The following is a 23,536-nucleotide window of genomic DNA, read 5'->3' on the forward strand; positions in this document are numbered from 1 at the left end:
CCGGCGGTGGCAACGCTCCGTCACCCCCGCCGGTCAGGGGCGTGCGCGGGGCGGTCGGGCGGTCGGTCAGACGGGGGCGACGACGGCCAGGGCGAGCAGGGAACCGGTCGCCGCGGTCTCCGCCATGGCGCCGAGCACGTCACCGGTGACACCCTCGAACCGGCGGACGCAGCGCCGCAGCAGCAGCGCCGCGCAGCCCAGGCCGGCCAGCAGGGCCGCGGGGAAGGCCAACGCGCCCCGCCCGTAAGGGAGTCCGGCGGCGGTGAGCAGCAGGGCGCAGGCCGCGGTGACGGCGGCCGCGGCGGGGCCCGGCACCGTGCCCGCGACCGCCGCGCCGAGTCCGCCGGGCCGGGCGGCCGGCACGCCGCGGCGGCAGCCCCAGGCGAGTGCGCAGCGCGCGGTGACGGCCGCGGTCAGCACGGCGAGCGCGCCGCGCGCGGGGGAGTGGCCGAACTGCCCTGCGATCAGCGCGATCTGACCGAGCATCACCAGAAGGAGCGTCAGGACGCCGAACGGCCCGATGTCGGACTGCTTCATGATGCGCAGCGCGTCCTCGGCGGGCTTGCCGCTGCCGAGGCCGTCGGCGACGTCGGCCAGGCCGTCCAGGTGCAGGCCCCGGGTGAGCGCGGCGAGCGCGGCGACGGCGGCGACCGCGCCGGGCAGCGGGCCCGCCCGCCAGGCCGTCAGGGCGCCGGCGGCGGCCGCGAAGGCGCCCAGCACCAGTCCGACGACGGGCGCGGCGAGCATGGCGTGCCCGGCGGTCGGGCGGTCCCAGCGGTCGACCCGGACGTGCAGCACCGACAGGGTGCCGAAGGCGAAGCGGAGCGCGTCCTGCACGGTCAGGCCAGGTCCAGCAGCTCCGCCGCGCTCGGCAGCTTCAGGGGCGGCCGCGGTGCGGCCGGTGCGGCCGGTGCGGCGGCGGGCACCGCGGAGGGCTCGGCGAGGGCGTCGGAGGCGGCCTGCAGCAGGGGCAGCGCCAGCAGGGAGCCGGTGCCCTCGCCGGTGCGCACGCCGAGCTGCTGCAGGGGGCTGAGGGTGAGCCGGTCGTAGGCCTTGGCCTGGGCGGGCTCGCCGCTGTCCTGGCCGGCCCGCCACCACTCGGGGGCGCGGAAGGCGATGCGCTGGGCGACGAGGGCGCACGCCGCGGACACCACCCCGTCGAGCACCACGGGCAGCCGGCGGACGGCGGCCTGCAGCAGGAAGCCGGTGAGGGCGGCGAAGTCGGCCCCGCCGGTCGCGGCGAGCAGGGCGATCTGGTCGCCGAGGACGGGGCGGGCCCGGCGCAGCGCGTCGCGGACGGTCGCGCACTTGACCATCCACACCCGGTCGTCGACGCCGGAGCCGCGCCCGGTGACGGCGGCCGCGTCGGTGCCGCACAGGGCGCCGATCAGCACGGCGGCGACCGTGGTGGAGCCGCTGCCGATGTCGCCGAGCAGCACCAGGTCGGTGCCGGCGTCGGCCTCCTCGTCGGCGATCGCCATGCCGGCGCGGAAGGCCGTCGCGGCCTCCGCGGCGGTGAGGGCGTCCTCGACGTCGATCCGGCCGGAGCCGCGGCGCACGCGGTGCAGGGAGACCCCGTCGGGGAAGGCGTCCGTGTCGGCGTCCACGGCGATGTCGACCACGCGGACGGCGGCGCCGTAGCGGCGGGCCAGCAGGGCGACGGGGGCGGTGCCGTCGAGGACGGCGTGGATGCGTTCCGCCGTGCCGCGGGCGCCGGGCCGGGAGACACCGAGCGCGGCGACCCCGTGGTCACCGGCGAACAGCAGGACCTTGGGCGCGGCGATCGGGCGCACCGGGGCGGCACCCTGGACGCCGGCGAGCCAGGCGCCGAGTTCCTCCAGCGCGCCCAGGCCGCCCGGTGGCAGGTCGAGCTCCCGCCGGTGCTCCTCGGCGGCCTTGCGGGCGCTCTCGTCCGGGCGCTCCACGAGGGAGGAGAAGATGTCGAGATCCACGGTCGTGTCCATCGTCCGGAAGGCTACACGGCGTCGGCTTTGATGGTCAGTACCTGTCCGGCGACCACCAGCAGCACGTGCGCGGAGGCGTCGGCGACGGCCATGTTGAGGCGGCCGAGGGTGTCGCGGAACCGCCGTCCGGCGGCCGTGGCCGGCACGACGCCCATGCCGACCTCGTTGCTCACCGCGACGGCCGGGCGGCGGGTGGCCCGCCAGGCCGCGGCGAGCGCGTCGCAGCGCCGCTGCACGGCCTGCTCGCCGCCGGCGAACCACGCGTCGTCGTCCCAGGCGTCGTGCTCGTCCATCACCGAGGTCAGCCACAGCGCGAGGCAGTCGATCAGGACGGGGGCGGGGTCGGCCGGGTCGGCGAGCAGCGGTTCCAGCGCGCAGGTCTCGGCGGTCCGCCAGGAGGCGGGGCGCCGTTCGCGGTGCAGCCGTACGCGGTCGGCCCACTCGCGGTCGCCGTCGCGGGTGCCGCCGGTGGCGACGTACAGCACGTCGTCGTGGGTGGCGAGGAGCCGTTCGGCGCGGGTGGACTTGCCGGATCGGGCGCCGCCGAGGAGGAGGGTGCGGGTGGGGACCATGCGGATCATCCTGCCGCAGCAGGCTTCGCGGGCACGCGGCGCGGGCACGCTAGTGTGCGCACGACAGCGAGGTCGACGGTGGGAGGAGCCCGGCATGGTGTGGACGTGGCGTTTCGAGCAGCAGGACGGCACACAGGTCGCGCAGCCCGACGGGCTGGAGGAGTTCCCCGGGCAGGGCGACGCCGAGTCGTGGATCGGTGAGACCTGGAAGCAGCTGCTCGCGGACGGCGTCGACCGGGCGGTCCTGATCGAGGACGGCCGGGAGATCTACACGATGAGCCTGCACGAGGCGTAGCCGTACGCGGCGCAGCCGTGCGCAGCCGTCCGGCGGGGCGCTACTTCGCGCCGACGACGTGGAGCAGGGCCGCGATCTGCCGGTAGGGATCCTGGCGGCCGGCCCGCTCCTCGGCGTCGAGCAGCTGGGCCAGCTGCCGGCCGTCGACCGGGGCGGTGTCGTCGGGCACGGCGTCGGTGAAGACCCGCACGCCGTACCAGTCGCGCAGCGGCACCGAGATCCCGGCGAGCGTGGTCGTCAGCTCGGCGAGCCGGTGGGCGCGGGCGGGCACGCCGTGGCGGTCGGTGTAGCGGTAGGAGTCGAAGGCGGAGAGCGCGCCGCGCCAGTCGCCGGTGAGGCCGGGGTGCATGGCCAGCGCGTCCGCGTTGCGGACCAGCAGCGACAGCACGCCGCCGAGGTCGAGCACCCGGGCGAGCGCGGCGAGCAGCGGGTCGGGGTCGGCGAGGTACGTCAGGGCGCCGTGGCACAGCACGACGTCGAAGGAGCGCGGCGGGAACCACCGGCCGCAGCTGTGGCCGTCGCCGCCGATCAGCCGGACGCGCTCCTGCACCTCGGGCGCCTCCGCGGCGACCGCGGCCTGGGCGGCGCCGAGCGTGACGGGGTCCGGGTCGACCCCGGTGACGAGGTGCCCGGCGCGGGCGAGGCGCACCGTCTGGACGCCCTGCCCGCAGCCGACGTCGAGGACCCGCAGACCGACGCGGCCGACGAGCTGCTCGCCGAGCTGCCGGGTGACGAGGTCGTCCCGGACGAGGCCGTGCAGCCCGCCCTGCCGGGAGGGCCAGGGGCCGGCCGCGTGCCGTCCGCCCCCGCCGCGGGCGGGCAGCCGGTCGTGGCCGCCCGCGCCCTGCCCGGGCAGGGCGTACAGCCCGGGACCGTCCTGCTGCTGCAGCGGCAGGGCCCAGGGCGGCGGCACCGGCTCCGCGGTCAGGACCGCTCGCCCCGCTTCACCTGCGGCTTGGGCAGCCGCAGCCGGCGCATCTGCAGGGTGCGCATCAGGCCGTACGGGACGGCGCCGCGGGTGTTCTGGTCGGGGAACCGCACCCGGAGCGTCTTGCGCAGGCCGAGGCCCAGGCGCAGGAAGTCGAGGACGACCAGGACGAAGAAGACGACGAACAGCAGGGTGGAGAGCACCTGCAGCGCGGGCACGCGGACGATGCTGAGCACCAGCACGACCACGGCGTACGGCAGGAAGAACTCGGCCAGCGACCAGCGGGAGTCCACGTAGTCGCGGACGAAGCGCCGCACGGGGCCCTTGTCGCGGGCCGGCAGGTAGCGCTCGTCGCCCTCCAGGAGGGCGGTGCGCTGCTTCTCCCGCTCGGAGCGCATGCGCTCGCGGGACTGCCGGGAGGCTTCCTTGCGGTCCTTGGGGACGGTCACCCGGGTGCGGCGGTGGGCCTCGGCCTCGCTGCGCTTCGGCGTGGGCCGGCCCTTCTTGGCCTGCGGGTCGCGGGTGGTCTTCTCGTCCTGCTCGGCCAGCGCGGTCGCGGTGGAGGAGGAGGCTTCATCAGAGCGGCGTCGGAACACACCCCCAGCGTACGTGCTGGCCGGACGCTTTCCGAGTGCCCTCGGACCCGAAGAGATATCGATCATCCCGCCGACGGCCCGTGCGCCGTCCGGCGGAGTCCTCCCGTACGGGGCCGGGCCGTCCGTGCGGATCATGGTCTCAGGGTCGTGTCCACCCCAGGAACGATGCCGGACAGTGTGCCGCTGTAGCAGTCTTGTTGCAGCTCGTGCACTGCGGCGACCAGCTCGCTGCACATAGACTCGATGTGTTACGAGACGGAATCCGCAGGCCCGTAGAAGGGGGCACCCGAGGCCCATGAGCGACGGAATCATGAAGCGTATGGGGCTGATCTTCCGCTCCAAGGCGAACAAGGCCCTGGACCGTGCGGAGGACCCGCGAGAGACGCTCGACTACTCCTACCAGAAGCAGCTGGAGCTGCTGCAGAAGGTGCGCAGGGGTGTCGCCGACGTGGCCACCTCGCGCAAGCGCCTCGAACTCCAGCTCACCCAGCTCCAGCAGCAGTCCGCGAAGTACGAGGACCAGGGCCGCAAGGCGCTGTCGCTCGGCCGTGAGGACCTCGCCCGCGAGGCGCTCACCCGCAAGTCGAACCTGCAGTCGCAGATCACCGACCTGGAGGTGCAGTACCAGCAGCTCCAGGGCGAGGAGGAGAAGCTGACGCTCGCCTCCCAGCGGCTGCAGGCCAAGGTGGACGCCTTCCGCACGAAGAAGGAGACCATCAAGGCCACGTACACCGCGGCGCAGGCGCAGACGCGGATCGCGGAGTCGTTCTCCGGCATCTCGGAGGAGATGGGCGACGTCGGCCTGGCCATCCAGCGGGCCGAGGACAAGACCGCGCAGATGCAGGCGCGGGCCGGCGCGATCGACGAACTGCTCGCCTCCGGCGCCCTGGACGACGCCAGCGGTCTCGGCCGCAAGGACGACATCGAGGCGGAGCTGGAGCGGGTGGCCGGCGGCAGCGACGTCGAGCTGGAGCTGGCCCGGATGAAGGCCGAGCTGACCGGCGGATCCCCGGCGGCGGCCCCGCAGGCGATCGAGCAGGGCCAGCAGGACCAGTCGAAGATCAACTACAACAAGTGATCCGGGACGCGCGGCACGTCGTCCGAGACACCAGGGTCGTCTGAGACACCAGGGCAGTCCCCACCGACAGAAGGACGCAGCGGCATGATCATGAGGGTCATGGGCGAAGGCCAGTTCGAGGTGGCCGCGAGCCACCTCGACCGCCTCAACCGGCTGGACGACGACCTGCTCAAGGCACTGGAGTCGGGCGACGAGGCCCGCTTCCGGGCCGCGCTCGCCGGACTGCTGGGCGCCGTCAGGGAGTACGGCACCCCGCTGCCGGACGACGCGCTGGAGCCGTCGGACCTCATCCTCCCCGGCTCCGACGCCACCATCGACGAGGTCAACCGGTTGCTGCGGACCGAGGGCGACGGGCTGATCCCCGGCATCCCCGGGTAACCGGCGCCCCCGGGTGCCGTGCACGACCGCCGTGGGGGCGGGCACCCGCCGGGTGCCCGCCCCCACCGCCGTCCGGGTGTGGCTACGGCAGCGCCAGCATCCGGTCGAGCGCGGCCTTCGCGTACTTCTCGGTCTCCGGGTCGACCGTGATGACGTTCGGCACCCGGCCGTCCACCAGCGACTCCAGCGCCCAGACCAGGTGCGGCAGGTCGATGCGGTTCATGGTCGAGCAGAAGCAGACCGCCCGGTCGAGGAAGACGACCTCCTTGTCCGGGTGCGCCTTGGCGAGGCGGCGCACGAGGTTGAGCTCGGTGCCGATCGCCCACTTCGAGCCGGGCTCGGCGGCGTCCAGCGCCTTGATGATGTACTCGGTCGAGCCGACCATGTCGGCCGCGGTGACCACCTCGTGCTTGCACTCGGGGTGCACCAGCACGTTGACGCCGGGGATCCGCGCGCGCACCTCGTTCACGGAGTCCACCGAGAAGCGGCCGTGCACCGAGCAGTGGCCGCGCCAGAGGATCATCTTCGCGTCCCGCAGCTGCTCGGCGGTGAGGCCGCCGTTCGGCTTGTGCGGGTTGTAGAGCACGCACTCGTCGAGGGAGATGCCCATCTCCAGCACGGCGGTGTTGCGGCCGAGGTGCTGGTCGGGCAGGAACAGCACCTTCTGCCCCTGCTCGAAGGCCCACTCCAGCGCGCGCTTCGCGTTGGAGGAGGTGCAGATGGTGCCGCCGTGCCGGCCGGTGAAGGCCTTGATGTCGGCGGAGGAGTTCATGTACGACACCGGCACGGTGGTGCCGGCGACGCCGGCCTCGGTGAGGACGTCCCAGCACTCGGCGACCTGCTCGGCGGTGGCCATGTCGGCCATCGAGCAGCCGGCGGCGAGGTCCGGCAGGACGACCTGCTGGGCCTGCGTGGTGAGGATGTCGGCCGACTCGGCCATGAAGTGCACGCCGCAGAAGACGATGTACTCGGCCTCCGGGCGGGCGGCGGCGTCACGGGCCAGCTTGAAGGAGTCGCCGGTGACGTCGGCGAACTCGATGACCTCGTCGCGCTGGTAGTGGTGGCCCAGGATGAAGACGCGCTCGCCCAGCTTCTCCTTCGCGGCACGGGCGCGCGCGACGAGGTCGGGGTCGGAGGCGGCGGGCAGGTCGCCGGGGCACTCGACGCCGCGCTCGCTCGCCGGGTCGGCCTCGCGGCCGAGCAGGAGCAGCGCAAGCGGCGTCGGAGCGGGGTCGACGCCGTAGGTCTCGGTGGTCGTGGTCACGGGCGGGTGCCCTCCTGTGCGGCCGTTCTGTCCGGCCCCTACCGGTATGCGGCGTCGCCGCGGGGCCTTTTCGTCCATCTGACGCTATCTATGATAACCCGTTAGCGTCACATCGACGATGGCCGAGCTGTCGATGTGACGAGAACCGCTCGCCGAATCGGCGCCTTCCCGGCGTGGCCGCACCGCCCCGGACCCCGTCATCGCGTTGGCTTGCCCCATGAAGGCCATGGTGATCAGGGAGTACGGCGGCCCCGAGGTCGTCGAGCACACGGAGGTGCCCGACCCCAGGGTCGGCCCCGACTCCGTCCTCGTCCGCGTCCGCGCGGTGGGCGTGAACCCCGTCGACCGGAAGATCCGCGAGGGCCTGCTCGACGGCATCCTCGACGTCCGCTTCCCGCTGATCATGGGCTGGGACGTCGCGGGCGTCGTCCAGGCCGTCGGCGGCGGCGTCACGGAGTTCCGGCCCGGCGACGAGGTCGTCGGGTACGTCCGCAAGGACACCGTCGAGCACGGCACCTACGCCGAGCTGGTCTCCGCACCCGTCCGCACCCTCGCCCGCAAACCCGCCGCCCTCGACTGGGCCCAGGCCGGCGGCCTCCCGCTGGCCGGCCTCACCGCCTACCAGGCACTCGTGCGGACCCTGCGCGTCGGGCCCGGCCGGACCGTCCTCGTCCACGCCGCGGCCGGCGGCGTCGGCAGCCTCGCCGTCCAGATCGCCACCGCGTACGGCGCCCGCGTCATCGGCACCGCGAGCGAACGCAACCACGCCTACCTCCGCGGCCTCGGCGCCGAACCCGTCGCCCACGGCGACGGCCTCGTCGACCGCGTCCGCGCCCTCGCCCCCGACGGCGTCGACGCCGTGCTCGACCTCGTCGGCGGCGACGCGCTCGACGCCTCAGCCCAGCTCGTCCGCGACCCGGCCGCCGTCGCCTCCGCCGCCGACTACGGCGTCGCCGCCCGCGGAGGCCACTACGTCTGGGCCCGCCCGGACGCCGCCGACCTCACCGAACTCGCCCGGCTCGCCGACGAGGGCCGGCTCCGGGTGCCCGTCGCCTCCACCTTCCCGCTCGCCCAGGCCGCGTCCGCGCAGGCCCTCAACGCCGAGGGCCGCACCCGCGGCAAGATCGTGCTGCTGGTGGACTGACCTCCGCCGTCCGCCAGAATGGGGCGGTGTGCCGCCGCACCGGAGGCACCACCGCCCTCACACGCACCACCCGTGGAGCCCGCAGCATGAGCACGCACCGACCCCCGGACCCGGTCGGGGCACCCCTGGACGACACCGACCGGCACCTGCTCGCCCACCTCAGCAGGGACGGCCGCGCCTCCTACGCCGAGATCGGCCTGCTCGCCAACCTCTCCGCCACCGCCGTCCGCCGCCGCATCGACCGGCTGCGTGCCCGCGGCATCGTCCGGGGCTTCACCGTCGTCCTCGACCCCGCCCTGCTCGGCTGGCAGACCGAGGCCTTCGTCGAGGTCTACTGCCGCGCCCGCACCAGCCCCGAGGAGCTCCTCGCCAGCCTCCGGCAGTTCCCCGAGGTCGTCGCCGCCTGGACGGTCACCGGCGACCCCGACGCCCTCGTCCACCTGCGGGCCGCCGACACCCGCCACCTCGAAGCCGTCATCGAGCGCATCCGCAAGGAGCCCGGCGTCCAGCGCAGCCGCAGCTCCGTCGTGCTCTCCCGCCTCATCGGCTGAGGCACCGCGGCGGGCCCCGCCGCACGCCGCGCAGGAAACCTGCGCCGCCCCCGTCGAACACGCCGGAAAGCTGCCCCGGCGGCCCCGTTCCGACGCGCGCCCGGCGGACGCCGCTGCCTAGGCTGATCGTGTCCGGTGTGCCCCTCCTGCCCCACCCGCACCGGCCCGCACACGCTTCCGGCCAGAACGAGAGGGACCCCCGTGTCCGCAGCCGCCGACCGCATGCACCAGCCCGACAACGGCCTGGTCGACCTCGTCTTCGACTACATGCGCGAACGGCTGCAGTACGACCCCGTACCGCTGGACCACCCCGGCGACGGCGACCACCTGCGCACCCACCTCGCCGGCCTGCTCAACGAGCACGGCAACGCCCCCGCCGACGTCCTCAAGCTCTACGACCACGAGCTCTCCCGGGCCGTCATCTCCGCCGACAGCCCCCGCTACCTCTCCTTCATCCCCTGCGCCCCCACCAAGGCCGCCCTCCTCTTCGACATGGTGGTCTCCTGCGCCTCCCTCCAGGGCATCTCCTGGCTGGAGGCGGCCGGCGCCATCGCCGCCGAGAACCAGGTGCTGCGTCTCATAGCGGACCGCGCCGGACTCCCCGCCACGGCCGGCGGCACCTTCGTCTCCGGCGGCTCCGCCGGCAACCTCTCCGCCCTGGTCGTCGCACGGGACACCGCCCGCCGCGCCCGCGGCGCGGGCCCGGAGACCAGGCTGCGGATCGCCGTCGCCGACCAGGTGCACTCCTCGGTCAAGAACACCTTCAACATCATCGGCGTCGAGGCGTTCGTCGTCCCCACCGTCGACCGCCGCTTCACCGGCGAGGCCCTGCGCGCCGCGCTCGCCGCCGACCCCCACCCGGAGACGGTCATCGCCGTCGTCGGCACGGCCGGCACGACCAACGAGGGCATCGTCGACGACCTCCAGGGGCTCTCCGAGGTCACCCGCGAGCGCGGCCTCTGGTTCCACGTCGACGGCGCGTACGGCGGCGCGGGCCTCTTCGCCCCCTCCGTGCGCGAGCGGTACGACGGCATCGAGCACGCCGACTCCTTCGTCGTCGACCCGCACAAGTGGCTGTTCGCGCCGTTCGACTGCGCCGCGCTGATCTACCGCAACCCGCAGCTCGCCCGCGCCGTCCACACCCAGGACGCCTCCTACCTCGACGTCCTGCACACCGAGGGCGACGAGTGGAACCCCACCGACTACGCCTACCACCTCACCCGGCGCGCCCGCGGCCTGCCGCTCTGGTTCTCCCTCGCCGTGCACGGCACCCAGGCGTACACCGACGCCATTGAGGCCGGCATCACCCTCGCCCGCGACACCGCGCAGCTCGTCCGCGACACCGAGTACCTCGAACTGCTGCACGACCCGCAGCTGTCCGCCGTCTGCTTCCGCCGCACCGGCTGGACCTCGGACGACTACTACCGCTGGTCCCGGCAGCTCCTCGCCGACCAGATCGGCTTCGTCACCCCCACCGGCTGGGACGGCGAGACCGTCGCCCGCTTCGCCTTCCTCCACCCCGGCACCACCCCGGAGATGGTCCGGGAGATCCTCGCCACCATGGCGTGACCTACCCGGCGGGGCGGCCACCCGGCCGTCCCGCCTACAGGAACCCGCCGCTCGGCACGTACGGCACCGGCGGCCGCATCCCGCGCAGCCCCAGGTAGCCCCGGGTGCCCACCGACAGCCCCACCTCCAGGCCGACGTCCACGGCCCACTCCTGCTCCGCCGTCAGGAACTCCACCGACGCCTCCGTCCCGTCCGGCACCCGCGCCAGCGCCTCCCGCAGCAGCCGCGTGGCGATCCGCCTCGACGTCGCCGCCAGCAGCTTCACCGCCCCGCCGTCCCGGTAGCAGTAGCCGCTGCCCGCCAGCGAGTCCGCCACCAGCAGCTCGTCGTGGTGCGCCAGCAGGAACGCGTGGTCCACCCCGTGCGCCGCACCCCGCAGCCGGCGGTCCACCGAGTCCAGCAGGTGCAGCTGCGCCGCCCCGCCCGGATGCACCGGGATGTCGCCCGGATCCAGCAGCCCCGAGCGGTCGACCGCACCCCGCAGCACCATCGTCGGATGCAGCGTGAACCCGGCCCGGCGGTAGCTGCGCACCGCCGCCTGCGAGGACGAGGCGCACAGCATGCCCCGCAGGCACCCCCGCCCGTGCACGACCGCCCGCTCCAGCAGCATCCGGCCCACCCCCCGGCCCTGGACCTCCGGGTGCACCGCGAACAGCGCCAGCACCCACACCCCCTCGCGCCGCAGCGACAGGGCGGTGCCCACCACCCGGCCGTCCAGCTCGGCGAGCCAGCAGCCCTCCGGGTCGGACCCCACCAGATGACGGGTCCGCGCCTCGTGCAGCACGGCCCTCCGCGGGCCGTCCGACAGCTCAGACGGTCCCCCGAGGGCCGCCCACGCGACCTCGCGGACGGCCGAGGCATCCGCAGACGTGTCCTGGATCCGGCGAACGATCACGCCAGCCATCCTGGCCCGCCGCCGCGGACCGCGCGGCCGCTTTGCCCAGATCGGGCACCGAGTACCGGCCGCCGGTGTGCGAGCATGGATGACGTGGGGGACCGGGCGACCGGAACGTCCCCCGAAAAGACCACCGACCGGAATGAATCCGGGAGGCCGCCGGTTGGCACTGGCGGCACACAGTCGTCACAGACCGGGAGTAAGCATGACCGTCCAGGACGAGACCACCGTCGAAAGTGGCATTCTCCTCACCGACGCCGCCGCGGCCAAGGTCAAGGGCCTGCTCGAGCAGGAAGGCCGCGAGGACCTCGCGCTGCGCGTCGCGGTGCAGCCCGGCGGCTGCTCCGGCCTGCGCTACCAGCTCTTCTTCGACGAGCGCTCGCTCGACGGCGACGTCGTCAAGGACTTCGGCGGCGTCAAGGTCGTCACCGACCGCATGAGCGCCCCCTACCTCGGCGGTGCCAGCGTCGACTTCGTCGACACCATCGAGAAGCAGGGCTTCACGATCGACAACCCGAACGCCACCGGGTCCTGCGCCTGCGGCGACTCCTTCAGCTGAGCCCCGCACGCACGCACGACGCCCGGGGGGCGGTCCCGTTCCGACGGGACCGCCCCCCGGGCGTCTCCGCGTCCCCCGCTCAGCGCGGCCCGCCCGGCACGTCACCCCGCACGGTGAGCGTGGTGCCGGACGCCATGTCGACCACCTTGCGGTCGCCCAGCGGCGAGGCCAGCTGCGCCCCCACCGACTGCGTCTCCACCACCGCCGTGCACGCCGTGCCGCGCGGCGCCGGCTGCGTGACCACCACCCGCACCCGCACCAGTCCGGGCGCCTGCTCGTCCGCCCGCAGGCCGTACTTCTCGCACACCCCGGCCTGGAACACCACCGTCAGGTGCGTGCCGTCCTTCAGCGCGTACCCCGTCGCCGGGAGGCTCGCCGCCGTCGGCGCCGGCTCCCCGACGGCTATGCCGGGCCCGGTCGGCTGCCCCGGCTGCGGGCTCGCCGTCGGCACGGGGGACGACGGGACGGGCGTCGCCGCCGGGTCCGAGGGCGACGCCGACGGCACGGGCGACACGGTGCCGGCCGCCGAGGACGGCACCCCCGTGCCGGGGGCCGCGCCCGTGCCGGCGGCCGACCCGCACCCGGCCAGTGCCAGCGCCGCGATCACCAGCCCGGCCGGTCCGGCCGTCCGCCGACGGCGGGTCCGACGCGGTACGACTGCGGTCCTTGCGTCCATGGTGGGCTTCCTCCCGAGGGTTCGGCACCGCCACCCGGCGGATGCCGCACCGCTCTGACGTGTCCCGGAGGAAAACGGTTCCACCCCGCGGACGGCGCCGGGGTCAGCCCCCGTACTCGGCCATCGACGCCACGAGCCGCTGGACGCCGGGCGGCACCGAGACGCCGACCGGTGCGGACGACGCGGGCTGCGGGCCGGCCGCCAGCAGTGGCCAGAAACGCCCGAGCCGCCGGGAGGAGTGCACCAGGGCGTCGAGGGTGTCCGGATCCGCGTCACCCTTCAGGTGGCTCGGGATCCGTACGGAGGGCTGGGTGGGCATCATCGGTCCATCGCTCCGATCGCCGGGCCGCGGCCTCGTCGCCGCGGCGCCTCGCCGGGACCGGACACCGGCCCCATGCCTGCGACCCTAGGCCCCCGTACGGGCCCCCACCAGGTCTACCGCGCGGTAGCGACGTTGTCCGGGTCGGCCCGGCCCGAGGGCGCCGTGGCTGTACCGTGGACAGGTCCACCACTGCTTCCGGCCGCCCAGCAGGCCACCCGAGGAGACCCCCGTGCGCATCGCCGTCGCCGGCTCGATCGCCACCGACCACCTGACGACCTTCCCCGGCCGCTTCGCCGACCAGCTCGTCGCGGAGCAGCTGCACACCGTCTCGCTCTCCTTCCTGGTCGACACCCTCGACATCCGCCGCGGCGGCGTCGGCCCGAACATCGCCTTCGGCATGGGCGTGCTCGGCCTGCGCCCGATCCTGGTCGGCGCGGCCGGCGCGGACTTCGACGAGTACCGCAGCTGGCTGGAGCGCAACGGCGTGGACACCGACTCCGTACACATCTCGGAGACCCGCCACACCGCCCGCTTCATGTGCACCACCGACCTGGACCACAACCAGATCGCGTCCTTCTACACCGGCGCCATGGCCGAGGCCCGCAACATCGAGCTCAAGCCGATCGCCGACCGCGTCGGCGGCCTCGACCTCGTGCTCATCGGCGCCGACGACCCGCAGGCGATGGTCCGCCACACCCAGGAGTGCCGCAGCCGCGGCTACGCCTTCGCCGCCGACCCCTCCCAGCAGCTGGCCCGCCTGGAGGGCGACGACATCCGCGAGATCGTCGACGGCGCCGCGTACCTCTTCACCAACGAGTACGAGGCCGCGCTCATCGAGTCGAAGACCGGCTGGAGCGCCGAGGAGCTGCTGGGCCGCGTCGGCACCCGCGTCACCACCCTCGGCCCCAAGGGCGTGCGCATCGAGCGCGAGGGCGAGCCGGCCATCACCGTCGGCTGCGCGGCCGAGGTGCGCAAGGCCGACCCCACCGGCGTCGGCGACGGCTTCCGCGCGGGCTTCCTCGCGGGCCTGTCCTGGGGCCTCGGCCTGGAGCGCGCCGCCCAGCTCGGCTGCATGCTGGCCACCCTGGTGATCGAGACCGTCGGCACCCAGGAGTACGAGCTGCGCCGCGGCCACTTCGTCGACCGCTTCGCCGCCGCCTACGGCGACGAGGCCGCGGCGGAGGTCCGCGCGAAGCTCAGCTGAGCCTGCGCACGACGTAGGCGAGGCCCCGGTCGCCCCCGTAGGCGGCGGCCGGGGCCTCGCCCACGTACTCCTGCTCGCGCATCTGGCACCAGGCGGGGATGTCGAGCCGGGCGGCCTCGTCGTCGGCCAGCACGGCCACGGTGCCGCCGGGCGGCACCTCGCCGATCCGCTTCGCCAGCTCGATCACCGGCAGCGGGCAGCGCTTGCCCAGGGCGTCGACGACCAGGGCGTCGACGGCCGGGGTGTCGACGGCTGGCGTGCCCGCGCCGGGCTGCGGCCGTGCGGGCTCCTGCCGCGCGGGCTGCGGGAGGTCGAGCCCGAGCGGCTCCCGGACACCGGCGACCAGGCCGGGCAGCACGGCGAGGAACCGTTCGACGTCCGCCTCGGCCGTGCCGTACGGCAGCGAGACCCGGACGTTGCCCTCGGTCAGGACGCCCATCGCCGCGAGCACATGGCTGGGGGTCAGGGTGGAGGAGCTGCAGGAGGAGCCGGAGGAGACGGCGAACCCGGCCCGGTCCAGCTCGCCGAGCAGCACCTCCCCGTCGACGTACAGGCAGGAGAAGGTGACGAGGTGCGGCAGGCGGCGCACCGGGTCGCCCACCACCTCGACCTCCGGCACCAACTGCGGCACCCGGGCGCGGATCCGCTCCACGAGGGCGTGCAGCCGGGCGTTCTCCCGCTCGGCCTCGGCCCGGACGGCGCGCAGCGAGGCCGCGGCGGCGACGATCGCCGGCACGTTGACGTATCCGGGCACCCGGCCGCGCTCGCGCTCGTCGGCGGGCAGCGGCGACGCGTACCGCACGCCCTTGCGGACGGCGAGCACGCCGACCCCGGCGGGACCGCCCCACTTGTGCGCACTGGCCGTCAGCAGCGACCAGCCCGCGGGGACGTCGAGCCGGCCGGCGCTCTGCGCCGCGTCGACCAGCAGCGGCACGCCGGCGTCCCGGCACAGGCCGGCGACCTCGTCGACCGGCTGGAGGCTGCCGACCTCGTGGTTGGCGTGCTGGAGCACGGCCAGCGCGGTGGTGTCGCGGAGGAGGGCGGCGAACCGCGCCGCCTCCACCCGGCCGAGCCGGTCGACGGGGGCGACGGAGACCTCACCGCCGGACGCCTCGTGCAGGTCGGCGGCGTGCAGCACGGAGGAGTGCTCGACCGCGGAGTGCAGCAGGTGGCCGCCGCGGCGGCGGTTGCCCCGCAGCGTGCCGAGGATGCCGAGGTGCACGGCCTGGGTGCCGCTCGCGGTGAAGGAGATCTCGTCGGCGCGGGCGCCGAGCACCTCGGCGACGGTGCCGCGGGCCGCGTCCAGCAGCATCGCGGCCTGACGGCCCGACCGGTACAGTCGCGCGGGGTCCGCCCAGCCCTCGTCGAGTGCGGCGGTCAGGGCCTGCCGGGCGACAGGGTGCAGGGGTGCGGTGGAGGCCACATCGAAGTACGACACGCGTCCACGCTATCCCGGTGCCGCGGAGCCACCCGGAAGCCGTCCGGTCTGTCCGCTTTCGTCCCATCCGACGCTCCGTCACCCGCGTGTCGCAATCGGGTCCCCCGATCGGGTGTGCGAGCCCCGAATGTCCGCCATGACCTGCACGTCCGTGCCCGCGGCGGCTGATCGGGTAGCCGGGGGGCGTGTTACCGGGGGCTGCTCGTGAGTGCCGCATAAGGATGGAGTAGCGTTTGGCCCGCATAAGCATTCAAACCGTGCCCGTGGCCGGGTCGCCGGGGAGGCGCACAGCACTCCCGGGGGTGACGCGATCGCGGGCGAGACTTCGGGAAGGCGCTACGTGAGTCCCAACGGCTCCGACCGCTCGCCGCGGCGCACGATGCGGCGGAAGCTGCCTCAGGCGCTGGCACTGGGCCTCGTCATCGCGACCGCCACCGGCTGCTCGGCCAACGACCTCCCCAGGCTTGGCCTCCCGTCGCCCGTCACCGAGGAAGGCCCCCTGGTCCTCCACATGTGGCAGGGCTCGTGGATCGCGGCGCTGGCAGTGGGCGCACTGATGTGGGGTCTGATCCTCTGGAGCGTGATCTTCCACCGGCGTAGCCGCACCAAGGTGGAGATCCCCGCTCAGACCCGGTACAACGTGCCCATCGAGGCGCTGTACACCGCGGTCCCCCTCGTCATCGTCTCGGTGCTGTTCTACTTCGTCGCCCGCGACGAGGCGCGCCTGACCCAGGTCAGCGCCAAGCCGCAGCACGTGGTGAACGTGGTCGGCTTCCAGTGGAACTGGGCGTTCAACTACGAGAACACCGAGATCGCGGACCCGGCCAACACCGCCGCCGCGTACGACGTCGGCACGCCGAACAACCCGCCCACGCTGTACCTGCCGATCAACGAGTCGGTGCAGTTCGTGCTGACCTCGACGGACGTCATCCACGACTTCTGGCCCGTCAACTTCCTCATGAAGATGGACGTCGTGCCGGGCGTGGTGAACACGTTCGAGGTCACCCCGACCTCCTTCGGCACCTTCGCCGGCAAGTGTGCCGAGCTTTGCGGCCAGGACCACTCCCGGATGCTGTTCAACGTCAAGGTCGTGACCCACGACGAGTACGAGAAGCACCTGAAGGACCTGCAGGCCAAGGGCCAGAGCGGTGCGGTGCCCTCCGGCATCACGAGCACGGGAAGTGAAGAAGAGTGACCATCCTCAACGAGCCCGCCGCGGCCGGAGGGGGCGCCGGGGCCGTCACGGTCGGCAGTAGCGCCCGCCGGGCCAAGCGCGGCAGCCAGATCATCAAGTGGCTGACCACCACCGACCACAAGACGATCGGCACCATGTACCTGGCGACGTCGTTCGCCTTCTTCCTGATCGGCGGCATCCTCGCCCTGGTCATGCGCGCCGAGCTCGCCCGTCCGGGGACGCAGATCCTCTCGAACGAGCAGTTCAACCAGGCGTTCACCATGCACGGCACGATCATGCTGCTGATGTTCGCGACGCCGCTCTTCGCCGGCTTCGCGAACTGGATCATGCCGCTGCAGATCGGTGCGCCCGACGTCGCGTTCCCGCGGCTGAACATGTTCGCCTACTGGCTCTACCTGTTCGGCTCGGTCATCGCGGTGGCCGGCTTCATCACCCCGCAGGGTGCCGCCGACTTCGGCTGGTTCGCGTACTCGCCGCTCTCCGACGCCGTCCGCTCGCCGGGCATCGGCGCCGACATGTGGATCATGGGCCTGGCCTTCTCCGGCTTCGGCACGATCCTCGGTGCGGTCAACTTCATCACCACGATCATCTGCATGCGCGCGCCCGGCATGACGATGTTCCGGATGTCGATCTTCGTCTGGAACGTCCTCCTCACCGCCGTGCTCGTCCTGCTGGCCTTCCCGGTGCTGGCCGCCGCGCTGTTCGCCCTGGAGGCGGACCGCAAGTTCGGCGCCCACGTCTTCGATCCGGCCAACGGCGGCGCCCTGCTGTGGCAACACCTCTTCTGGTTCTTCGGCCACCCCGAGGTGTACATCATCGCGCTGCCGTTCTTCGGCATCGTGTCGGAGATCATCCCGGTCTTCAGCCGCAAGCCGATGTTCGGCTACTCCGGCCTCATCGCGGCCACCATCGCGATCGCCGGCCTCTCGGTGACGGTGTGGGCGCACCACATGTACGTCACCGGCCAGGTGCTGCTGCCGTTCTTCTCCTTCATGACCTTCCTGATCGCGGTGCCCACCGGTGTGAAGTTCTTCAACTGGGTCGGAACCATGTGGAAGGGCTCGCTCAGCTTCGAGACCCCGATGCTGTGGACGGTCGGCTTCCTCGTCACCTTCCTCTTCGGCGGTCTGACGGGTGTGCTGCTCGCGGCCCCGCCGATCGACTTCAGCGTCTCCGACTCGTACTTCGTCGTCGCCCACTTCCACTACGTGGTCTTCGGCACCGTCGTGTTCGCGATGTTCGCCGGCTTCCACTTCTGGTGGCCGAAGATGAGCGGCAAGATGCTCGACGAGCGCCTCGGCAAGGTCACCTTCTGGACGCTGTTCATCGGCTTCCACCTGACCTTCCTGGTGCAGCACTGGCTCGGCGCGGAGGGCATGCCCCGCCGCTACGCCGACTACCTGGCCTCGGACGGCTTCACCACGCTGAACTCCATCTCGACGATCGGCTCGTTCCTGCTCGGCCTGTCGATCCTGCCGTTCCTGTACAACGTCTGGAAGACGGCCAAGTACGGCGAGAAGGTCGAGGTCGACGACCCGTGGGGCTACGGCCGTTCGCTGGAGTGGGCGACCTCCTGCCCGCCGCCGCGGCACAACTTCCTCACGCTGCCGCGCATCCGGTCCGAGTCCCCGGCGTTCGACCTCCACCACCCGGAGATCGCCGCGCTGGACTACCTGGAGAACCACGGTGAGGCCGCGAAGCACTTCGCCGGCGTGACCCCGGCCCAGTACGACCGTCCGCAGCTGGACAAGCCCAAGAAGGAGGGCGACGTCTGATGAAGGAGCAGGGCAAGATCTTCGGCGGGTTCGCCGTCTTCATCCTGATCATGGCCATCGTGTACGGCCTCTGGACCTCGAACAGCAGCCAGGGTGCGGAGCCGGCCGGCACCACCGCGCTGTTCCTGGCCTTCGGCCTGTGCGCGTTCATCGGCTACTACCTCGCGTTCACCGCGCGCCGGGTCGACAGCGGCGCGGGTGACAACCCCGAGGCCGAGGTCGCCGACGACGCGGGCGAGGTGGGCTTCTTCGCCCCGCACAGCTGGCAGCCGCTCGCGCTCGCCTGCGGTGGTGCGCTCGCCTTCCTCGGTGTGATCTTCGGCTGGTGGCTGCTCTACTGGTCGCTCCCGATCATCCTGGTCGGCCTGTTCGGCTGGGTCTTCGAGTTCTACCGCGGCGAGGACCAGAACCAGTAGGTTCCGGCACGTCCGCACCAGGGCCGGCCATCCCCACGGGGTGGCCGGCCCTGGTGCGTGTCCGACCCGAACCGCCCACGGATCTCACCCGGGTGGGGCAACGGGAGCCCCTCCCGGGGTGCTGACGGCTCCGGCGCGTTCCTAGGCTCTGGTACATCGTCGGGAGACCTCGGAGGCACCGGTGAACGGTTGTCGGAGACTCGCACACGGCCGGGCCGGTATGGCGGCCCTCATATTCCTCGCCCCACTGGCAGCATGCTCGTCCGGATCGGCGGACACCACGGTGCCCGCCACCCGCACCGTCGACGCCGCACCCCTGGTGCACACGTCGGCGGCCGGCCGGGTCGACCCGGCCAAACCCTTCACGGTGACCGCCCAGGCCGGCAGCACCCTCACGGACGTCACCGTGACGGGACCGGACGGCAAGCTCGTGGCCGGCCGCCTCGCGGACGACGGGCGCAGCTGGCGGACCACCGCCCACCTGCGGGCCGGGACGGCGTACACCGCACGAATAGCCGCCGACGACGGCAAGGGCGGCCGGGGGGAGACCGTCACCCCGTTCACCACGGCGGACGCGACGAACCTGCTCACCGCCCAGCTCGGCCCGGATTCGGCCGGCAGCGGCGTCTACGGCGTCGGCCAGCCGCTCACGGTCAAGCTCTCGGCCCCGGTGAAGGACGCGGCGGCCCGCCGGGAGGTCGAGCGCGGTCTGACCGTCACCTCGCAGCCCGCCGTCACCGGCGCCTGGTACTGGGTCGACGACAGCAACCTGCACTTCCGTCCGCAGGAGTACTGGCCGACGGACGCCACCGTGAAGCTCGCGTTCGACATCGCGGGCACCCCCGTCTCGGACGGCCTGTACGGCGGCGCACCGAGCACCCTCTCGTTCCGCACCGGCGACCGTGTCGAGGCCGTCGTGGACGCGGCCGCGCACGAACTGACGTACCGCCGCAACGGCGAGGTGGTCAGGACGATACCGGTGACCACCGGCAAGCCCGGGTTCGACACCCGCAACGGCATCAAGGTCGTGCTCGGCCAGGAGGCCGCCGTCCGGATGAGCGGCGAGACGATAGGCATCGCGGCGGGCAGCGCCGACTCGTACGACCTGAACGTCGAGTGGGCGACCCGGGTGACGTGGAGCGGCGAGTACGTGCACGCCGCGCCCTGGTCGGTGGGCTCGCAGGGCCGGGCGAACGTCAGCCACGGCTGCACCGGGATGAGCACCGCCGACGCCAAGTGGTTCTTCGACAACACCCGGATCGGCGACGTCGTCCAGGTGGTCAACAGCCTCGGCCACGAGATGGAGCCGTTCGGCAACGGCTTCGGCGACTGGAACATCACCTGGACGGACTGGGTGAAGCACTCGGCGGCGGGCGGTCAGATCTCCACCGTCGGGGCCGCGGAGGGCGCGGCCCAGGCGTCCGGGGCGATGCGGCCCCTGCTCTGACCGGAGCCGGCAGGCCCGTGGGCCGGCCCGGCGGGTGGGATGTCCTCCACCCGCCGGGCCGGCCCACGGGCGTTCAGGACCCGTAGGCGACCTGCACGGCCGTGCGGACGGCGGCCAGCGCCTCGTCCCGGGAGACGCCCAGCCGCAGGGCCCGCTCGGCGTACTCGGCGGCCGCGGCGGCCGCGAAGCGGTGGGCGGAGTCGCCGGCCGCGGCGACCGTGGTGCCGCGGCGCCCGTGGGTCTCCACCACGCCGTCGGCCTCCAGCTCCCGGTAGGCACGCGCGACGGTGTTGGCGGCCAGCCCCAGCTCCTCGGCGAGGGCCCGCACGGTGGGGAGCTTCAGGCCCACCGGCAGGGTCCCGCTCCGGGCCTGCTCGGCGATCTGGGCCCGCACCTGCTCGTACGGGGGAGTGGCGGCGGTGTGATCGATGGTCAGCTGCACGCGGCCCATTCTGGCAGGCCGCAGGCCCCGTCAGGACGGCCTGTGGACGGCGCCGGAACGCCCGGGGGCCCCTGCCGTTCGGCAGGGGCCCCCGGGGTGCCGTGACGTCGGCGCGGGATCAGTGGTGGCCGTGGCCGCTGGTGATCTCGTGGTGCTCCTCGGAGGTCGGCTTGGCGACCTGGGAGCCGTCGCCGTAGAACGACTCGGAGAGCTTGGCGCGGGTCCGCTCGACCGGGCCGACCTTGCGGGCCACCCCGTTCTCGTCGACCGCGGCCGGGAGCTCGGCCGGCTGCGGCTGCTCGTGGGCGGTGAGCGTGTACAGCCGCTCCTGCGGGAGCTGCTGGTGGACCTCGATGAACTCACCGTGCGGCAGGCGCTTGATGACGCCGCTCTCGCGGCCGTGCAGCACCTTGTCCTTGTCGCGCCGCTGCAGGCCCATGCACCACCGCTTGGTGATGAAGAAGACCAGCACCGGGACGACGAAGAAGCCGACGCGCACGAAGTACGTGATCGAGTTGATCGACAGGTGCAGGTGCGTCGCGATCAGGTCGTTGCCGCCACCGATGAGCAGCAGCAGGTACTCGCTGATCCAGGCCGCGCCGAAGGCGGTGCGGACCGGGGCGTTGCGCGGGCGGTCGGCGATGTGGTGCTCGCGCTTGTCGCCGGTGACCCAGGCCTCGACGAACGGGTACAGCCAGATGACGGCGAGCACCAGCGGGAAGACCATCAGCGGGACGAACACGCCCATGTTGAGGGTGTGGCCCCAGGCGCGGATCTCCCAGCCGGGCATGACGCGGATCAGGCCCTCGGAGAAGCCCATGTACCAGTCGGGCTGCGCGTCGGTGGAGACCTGGTCCGGGCGGTACGGGCCGTACGCCCAGATCGGGTTGACCGTGGCGACCGCGGACATCACCGAGATGACGCCGAACACCAGGAAGAAGAAGCCGCCGGCCTTCGCCATGTAGACCGGCATCAGCGGCATGCCGACGACGTTCTTCTCGGTGCGGCCGGGACCCGCGAACTGGGTGTGCTTGTGGTAGAAGACCAGGATCAGGTGCGCCACCAGCAGGCCCAGCATGATGCCCGGGATGAGCAGCACGTGGATGGTGAAGAACCGCGGCACGATGTCGGTGCCGGGGAACTGCCCGCCGTACAGGAAGAACTGCAGGTACGTGCCGACCAGCGGCACCGCCAGGATCGCGCCCTCCATGAACCGGATGCCGGTGCCCGACAGCAGGTCGTCGGGGAGGGAGTAGCCCATGAAGCCGTCGAACATGCCGAGGAAGAGCAGACCGGCGCCGAAGAGCCAGTTGATCTCGCGCGGCTTGCGGAACGCGCCGGTGAAGAAGACGCGCATCATGTGCACGAGCATCGCGGCGACGAAGACGATCGCGGCCCAGTGGTGGATCTGGCGGATCAGCAGACCGCCGCGCACCTCGAAGCTGATGTCCATGGTCGAGGCGTACGCCTCGGACATCCGGATGCCGTCGAGCGGGGCGTACGGGCCGTGGTAGACGACCTCGGCCATGCTCGGCTTGAAGAACAGCGTCAGGTAGACGCCGGTCAGGATGATGATGATGAAGGTGTAGAGGCAGATCTCGCCGAGCATGAAGGACCAGTGGTCCGGGAAGATCTTGCGCAGGTTGGACTTGGCGAGGGTGTAGATCCCCAGCCGTCCGTCCGTCCAGTCAGCGGCAGCCTCGAACTTGTTCGCAGGCTTGGCGCGGGTGCTGGCCGGCTTGGAGGCGCCGGTGGCGGCGCTCTTCGCGGTACTCACGCGCGCTCCCAGAAGCTCGGGCCGACGGGCTCCTCGAAGTCGCCGGTGGCGACCAGGAAGCCCTTCTCGTCAGTGGTGATCTTCAGCTGCGGCAGGGGGTGGCCGGCCGGGCCGAAGATGACGCGCGCGCCGTCCGCCAGGTCGAAGGTCGACTGGTGGCAGGGGCAGAGCGCGTGGTGGGTCTGCTGCTCGTACAGGCTGATCGGGCAGCCGACGTGGGTGCAGATCTTCGAGTAGGCGAGGATGCCCTCGAAGCCGAGCTCGGCGGACGACTTGTCCTTGAGGTCCTCCGGAGCGATCCGGACGAGCATCAGGGCGTCCTTGGCGATCTGCTGCTGGAAGAACTCCTGGTCCTCCTCCAGGCCCTCGGGCTTGGCGAAGGTCAGCGAGCCGACCACGATGTCCTCGGGCTTCATCGGCTCGTTGGTGTTCATGTTGATCAGCGGGATCGGCCTGGCCGGGGTGGCCTCGATCCAGCCGGTGTGCTGCAGCTTGTCCTCGGGCAGCGGGCCCAGGTCGCGCAGCAGCACGACGCCGGACAGCGGCACCAGGGCCATCGAGCCGATCAGGGTGTTGCGCAGCATCTTGCGCCGGCCGAAGCCGGACTCCGCCGCACCCGTCCTGAACTGCTCGATGACGTCGGCGCGCAGCTCGTCGTCCGCCTCGATCGCGTGGCGCTCGGCCGGGATCTCGTGGTCGGACATCAGGGTGCGCGCCCAGTGGACGGCACCCGCGCCGATGCAGAAGAGCGCCACGCCGAGGGTCATGCCGAGCGCGAAGTTCAGCGCGCTGATGTGACCCAGCGGGAAGACGTAGATGATCTTGTCGATGTCGAAGATCACGTACGAGGCGATGAACCCGATCGTGGCGAGCATCGACACGATGAACAGCAGGGAGACCTGCCGCTCCGCGCGCTTGGCGGCGCGCTCGTCGATGTCCGTACGGCGGGGCTCGTGGGCCGGCAGCCCGGGGTCGGCGAAGGGGTCGCCGTGCGTGGCGACCTCGTGCCCTTCGGAGCCGTACGACTCCGGAAGCTTCTCGTCAGACATCT

24 protein-coding genes and 1 pseudogene are annotated in these 23,536 nt (G+C 72.8%); 12 read left to right on the top strand and 13 right to left on the bottom strand.

Going from position 1 to position 23,536, the window contains the following annotated elements:
• Nucleotides 1-66: 66 nt before the first annotated feature.
• From OG335_RS26830 to cobU, 3 genes and pseudogenes are all read right to left on the bottom strand, one after another.
• A complete protein-coding gene (locus OG335_RS26830; protein ID WP_405013684.1) occupies nucleotides 67-837 on the bottom strand; it encodes an adenosylcobinamide-GDP ribazoletransferase in 771 nt (256 codons plus the stop codon).
• A 2-nt stretch (nucleotides 838-839) separates the two neighbouring features.
• The gene (locus tag OG335_RS26835; protein WP_405013685.1) at nucleotides 840-1,964 is read right to left on the bottom strand and encodes a nicotinate-nucleotide--dimethylbenzimidazole phosphoribosyltransferase; all 1,125 of its coding nucleotides are present in this window, start codon (nucleotides 1,962-1,964) and stop codon (nucleotides 840-842) included.
• A gap of 11 nt (nucleotides 1,965-1,975) precedes the next feature.
• A pseudogene (gene cobU / locus OG335_RS26840) lies at nucleotides 1,976-2,533 on the bottom strand (bifunctional adenosylcobinamide kinase/adenosylcobinamide-phosphate guanylyltransferase); the annotation flags it as partial.
• A 97-nt stretch (nucleotides 2,534-2,630) separates the two neighbouring features.
• Between cobU and OG335_RS26845 the strand changes: the two are divergent.
• Nucleotides 2,631-2,831 carry a hypothetical protein gene (locus tag OG335_RS26845; protein WP_405013686.1) on the top strand — a complete coding sequence of 67 codons (201 nt, stop codon included), beginning with the start codon at nucleotides 2,631-2,633 and terminating at the stop codon, nucleotides 2,829-2,831.
• 40 nt (nucleotides 2,832-2,871) lie between these two features.
• Here OG335_RS26845 and OG335_RS26850 read toward each other — a convergent pair whose 3' ends face one another.
• Both OG335_RS26850 and OG335_RS26855 read right to left on the bottom strand, forming a co-directional pair.
• The gene (locus OG335_RS26850; protein ID WP_405013687.1) at nucleotides 2,872-3,744 is read right to left on the bottom strand and encodes a class I SAM-dependent methyltransferase; all 873 of its coding nucleotides are present in this window, start codon (nucleotides 3,742-3,744) and stop codon (nucleotides 2,872-2,874) included.
• Between the two features lie 11 nt (nucleotides 3,745-3,755).
• Nucleotides 3,756-4,355, bottom strand: a complete 600-nt coding sequence (locus tag OG335_RS26855; protein WP_405013688.1) for a DUF3043 domain-containing protein — start codon at nucleotides 4,353-4,355, stop codon at nucleotides 3,756-3,758.
• A 295-nt stretch (nucleotides 4,356-4,650) separates the two neighbouring features.
• Between OG335_RS26855 and OG335_RS26860 the strand changes: the two genes are divergently transcribed.
• Together OG335_RS26860 and OG335_RS26865 are read left to right on the top strand one after the other, a co-directional pair.
• A complete protein-coding gene (locus OG335_RS26860; protein ID WP_405013689.1) occupies nucleotides 4,651-5,433 on the top strand; it encodes a PspA/IM30 family protein in 783 nt (260 codons plus the stop codon).
• A gap of 84 nt (nucleotides 5,434-5,517) precedes the next feature.
• Nucleotides 5,518-5,811: a hypothetical protein gene (locus tag OG335_RS26865; RefSeq protein ID WP_405013690.1), complete on the top strand. Its 294-nt coding sequence runs from the start codon at nucleotides 5,518-5,520 to the stop codon at nucleotides 5,809-5,811.
• An 82-nt stretch (nucleotides 5,812-5,893) separates the two neighbouring features.
• On the opposite strand, the gene nadA is transcribed toward OG335_RS26865, so the two are convergent.
• Entirely contained in the window at nucleotides 5,894-7,075 is a 1,182-nt protein-coding gene (gene nadA / locus OG335_RS26870; protein WP_405013691.1) for a quinolinate synthase NadA, read from the bottom strand.
• 217 nt (nucleotides 7,076-7,292) lie between these two features.
• Between nadA and OG335_RS26875 the strand changes: the two genes are divergently transcribed.
• From OG335_RS26875 to OG335_RS26885, 3 genes are all read left to right on the top strand, one after another.
• Nucleotides 7,293-8,219 carry an NADP-dependent oxidoreductase gene (locus OG335_RS26875; RefSeq protein ID WP_405013692.1) on the top strand — a complete coding sequence of 309 codons (927 nt, stop codon included), beginning with the start codon at nucleotides 7,293-7,295 and terminating at the stop codon, nucleotides 8,217-8,219.
• 86 nt (nucleotides 8,220-8,305) lie between these two features.
• A complete protein-coding gene (locus OG335_RS26880; protein WP_405013693.1) occupies nucleotides 8,306-8,770 on the top strand; it encodes an Lrp/AsnC family transcriptional regulator in 465 nt (154 codons plus the stop codon).
• 201 nt (nucleotides 8,771-8,971) lie between these two features.
• On the top strand, nucleotides 8,972-10,339 hold the full coding sequence (locus tag OG335_RS26885; RefSeq protein WP_405013694.1) for a pyridoxal phosphate-dependent decarboxylase family protein: 1,368 nt from the start codon (nucleotides 8,972-8,974) through the stop codon (nucleotides 10,337-10,339).
• A gap of 34 nt (nucleotides 10,340-10,373) precedes the next feature.
• On the opposite strand, the gene OG335_RS26890 is transcribed toward OG335_RS26885, so the two are convergent.
• Nucleotides 10,374-11,285, bottom strand: a complete 912-nt coding sequence (locus tag OG335_RS26890; RefSeq protein WP_405015535.1) for a GNAT family N-acetyltransferase — start codon at nucleotides 11,283-11,285, stop codon at nucleotides 10,374-10,376.
• 154 nt (nucleotides 11,286-11,439) lie between these two features.
• Between OG335_RS26890 and OG335_RS26895 the strand changes: the two genes are divergently transcribed.
• Nucleotides 11,440-11,793: a HesB/IscA family protein gene (locus OG335_RS26895; protein WP_405013695.1), complete on the top strand. Its 354-nt coding sequence runs from the start codon at nucleotides 11,440-11,442 to the stop codon at nucleotides 11,791-11,793.
• A gap of 79 nt (nucleotides 11,794-11,872) precedes the next feature.
• On the opposite strand, the gene OG335_RS26900 is transcribed toward OG335_RS26895, so the two are convergent.
• Together OG335_RS26900 and OG335_RS26905 are read right to left on the bottom strand one after the other, a co-directional pair.
• Nucleotides 11,873-12,469, bottom strand: a complete 597-nt coding sequence (locus OG335_RS26900) for a hypothetical protein (protein ID WP_405013696.1) — start codon at nucleotides 12,467-12,469, stop codon at nucleotides 11,873-11,875.
• A 103-nt stretch (nucleotides 12,470-12,572) separates the two neighbouring features.
• Complete coding sequence (locus tag OG335_RS26905) at nucleotides 12,573-12,788, bottom strand: hypothetical protein (RefSeq protein WP_405013697.1); 216 nt, start codon at nucleotides 12,786-12,788, stop codon at nucleotides 12,573-12,575.
• A 232-nt stretch (nucleotides 12,789-13,020) separates the two neighbouring features.
• Between OG335_RS26905 and OG335_RS26910 the strand changes: the two genes are divergently transcribed.
• Complete coding sequence (locus OG335_RS26910; RefSeq protein ID WP_405013698.1) at nucleotides 13,021-13,995, top strand: carbohydrate kinase family protein; 975 nt, start codon at nucleotides 13,021-13,023, stop codon at nucleotides 13,993-13,995.
• Here OG335_RS26910 and OG335_RS26915 read toward each other — a convergent pair.
• Nucleotides 13,988-15,433: a cysteine desulfurase/sulfurtransferase TusA family protein gene (locus OG335_RS26915; RefSeq protein WP_405013699.1), complete on the bottom strand. Its 1,446-nt coding sequence runs from the start codon at nucleotides 15,431-15,433 to the stop codon at nucleotides 13,988-13,990. The two genes, OG335_RS26910 and OG335_RS26915, sit on opposite strands and share 8 nt — an antisense overlap.
• Nucleotides 15,434-15,773: 340 nt before the next feature.
• Between OG335_RS26915 and coxB the strand changes: the two genes are divergently transcribed.
• From coxB to OG335_RS26935, 4 genes are all read left to right on the top strand, one after another.
• On the top strand, nucleotides 15,774-16,628 hold the full coding sequence (gene coxB, locus OG335_RS26920; protein WP_405013700.1) for a cytochrome c oxidase subunit II: 855 nt from the start codon (nucleotides 15,774-15,776) through the stop codon (nucleotides 16,626-16,628).
• On the top strand, nucleotides 16,625-18,403 hold the full coding sequence (gene ctaD / locus OG335_RS26925; protein ID WP_405013701.1) for a cytochrome c oxidase subunit I: 1,779 nt from the start codon (nucleotides 16,625-16,627) through the stop codon (nucleotides 18,401-18,403). The genes coxB and ctaD overlap by 4 nt, the downstream gene beginning before the upstream one ends.
• Nucleotides 18,403-18,819 (top strand): cytochrome c oxidase subunit 4, encoded by a 417-nt coding sequence (locus tag OG335_RS26930; RefSeq protein ID WP_405013702.1) that lies wholly within the window; start codon nucleotides 18,403-18,405, stop codon nucleotides 18,817-18,819. The genes ctaD and OG335_RS26930 overlap by 1 nt, the downstream gene beginning before the upstream one ends.
• A 220-nt stretch (nucleotides 18,820-19,039) precedes the next feature.
• Nucleotides 19,040-20,266 (top strand): Ig-like domain-containing protein, encoded by a 1,227-nt coding sequence (locus tag OG335_RS26935; protein WP_405013703.1) that lies wholly within the window; start codon nucleotides 19,040-19,042, stop codon nucleotides 20,264-20,266.
• Nucleotides 20,267-20,339: 73 nt separating this feature from the next.
• Here OG335_RS26935 and OG335_RS26940 read toward each other — a convergent pair whose 3' ends face one another.
• The 3 genes from OG335_RS26940 to OG335_RS26950 all read right to left on the bottom strand — a co-directional run bounded on the left by OG335_RS26940 (nucleotide 20,340) and on the right by OG335_RS26950 (nucleotide 23,534).
• Nucleotides 20,340-20,708 (bottom strand): GntR family transcriptional regulator, encoded by a 369-nt coding sequence (locus tag OG335_RS26940; RefSeq protein WP_405013704.1) that lies wholly within the window; start codon nucleotides 20,706-20,708, stop codon nucleotides 20,340-20,342.
• A gap of 118 nt (nucleotides 20,709-20,826) precedes the next feature.
• The gene (locus OG335_RS26945) at nucleotides 20,827-22,485 is read right to left on the bottom strand and encodes a cytochrome bc complex cytochrome b subunit (protein WP_405013705.1); all 1,659 of its coding nucleotides are present in this window, start codon (nucleotides 22,483-22,485) and stop codon (nucleotides 20,827-20,829) included.
• A complete protein-coding gene (locus OG335_RS26950; protein ID WP_405015536.1) occupies nucleotides 22,482-23,534 on the bottom strand; it encodes a Rieske 2Fe-2S domain-containing protein in 1,053 nt (350 codons plus the stop codon). The genes OG335_RS26945 and OG335_RS26950 overlap by 4 nt, the downstream gene beginning before the upstream one ends.
• Between the last annotated feature and the right edge of the window lie 2 nt (nucleotides 23,535-23,536).

This window comes from Kitasatospora sp. NBC_01539, assembly GCF_045040525.1.
In the GTDB taxonomy this organism is placed as follows: domain Bacteria; phylum Actinomycetota; class Actinomycetes; order Streptomycetales; family Streptomycetaceae; genus Kitasatospora.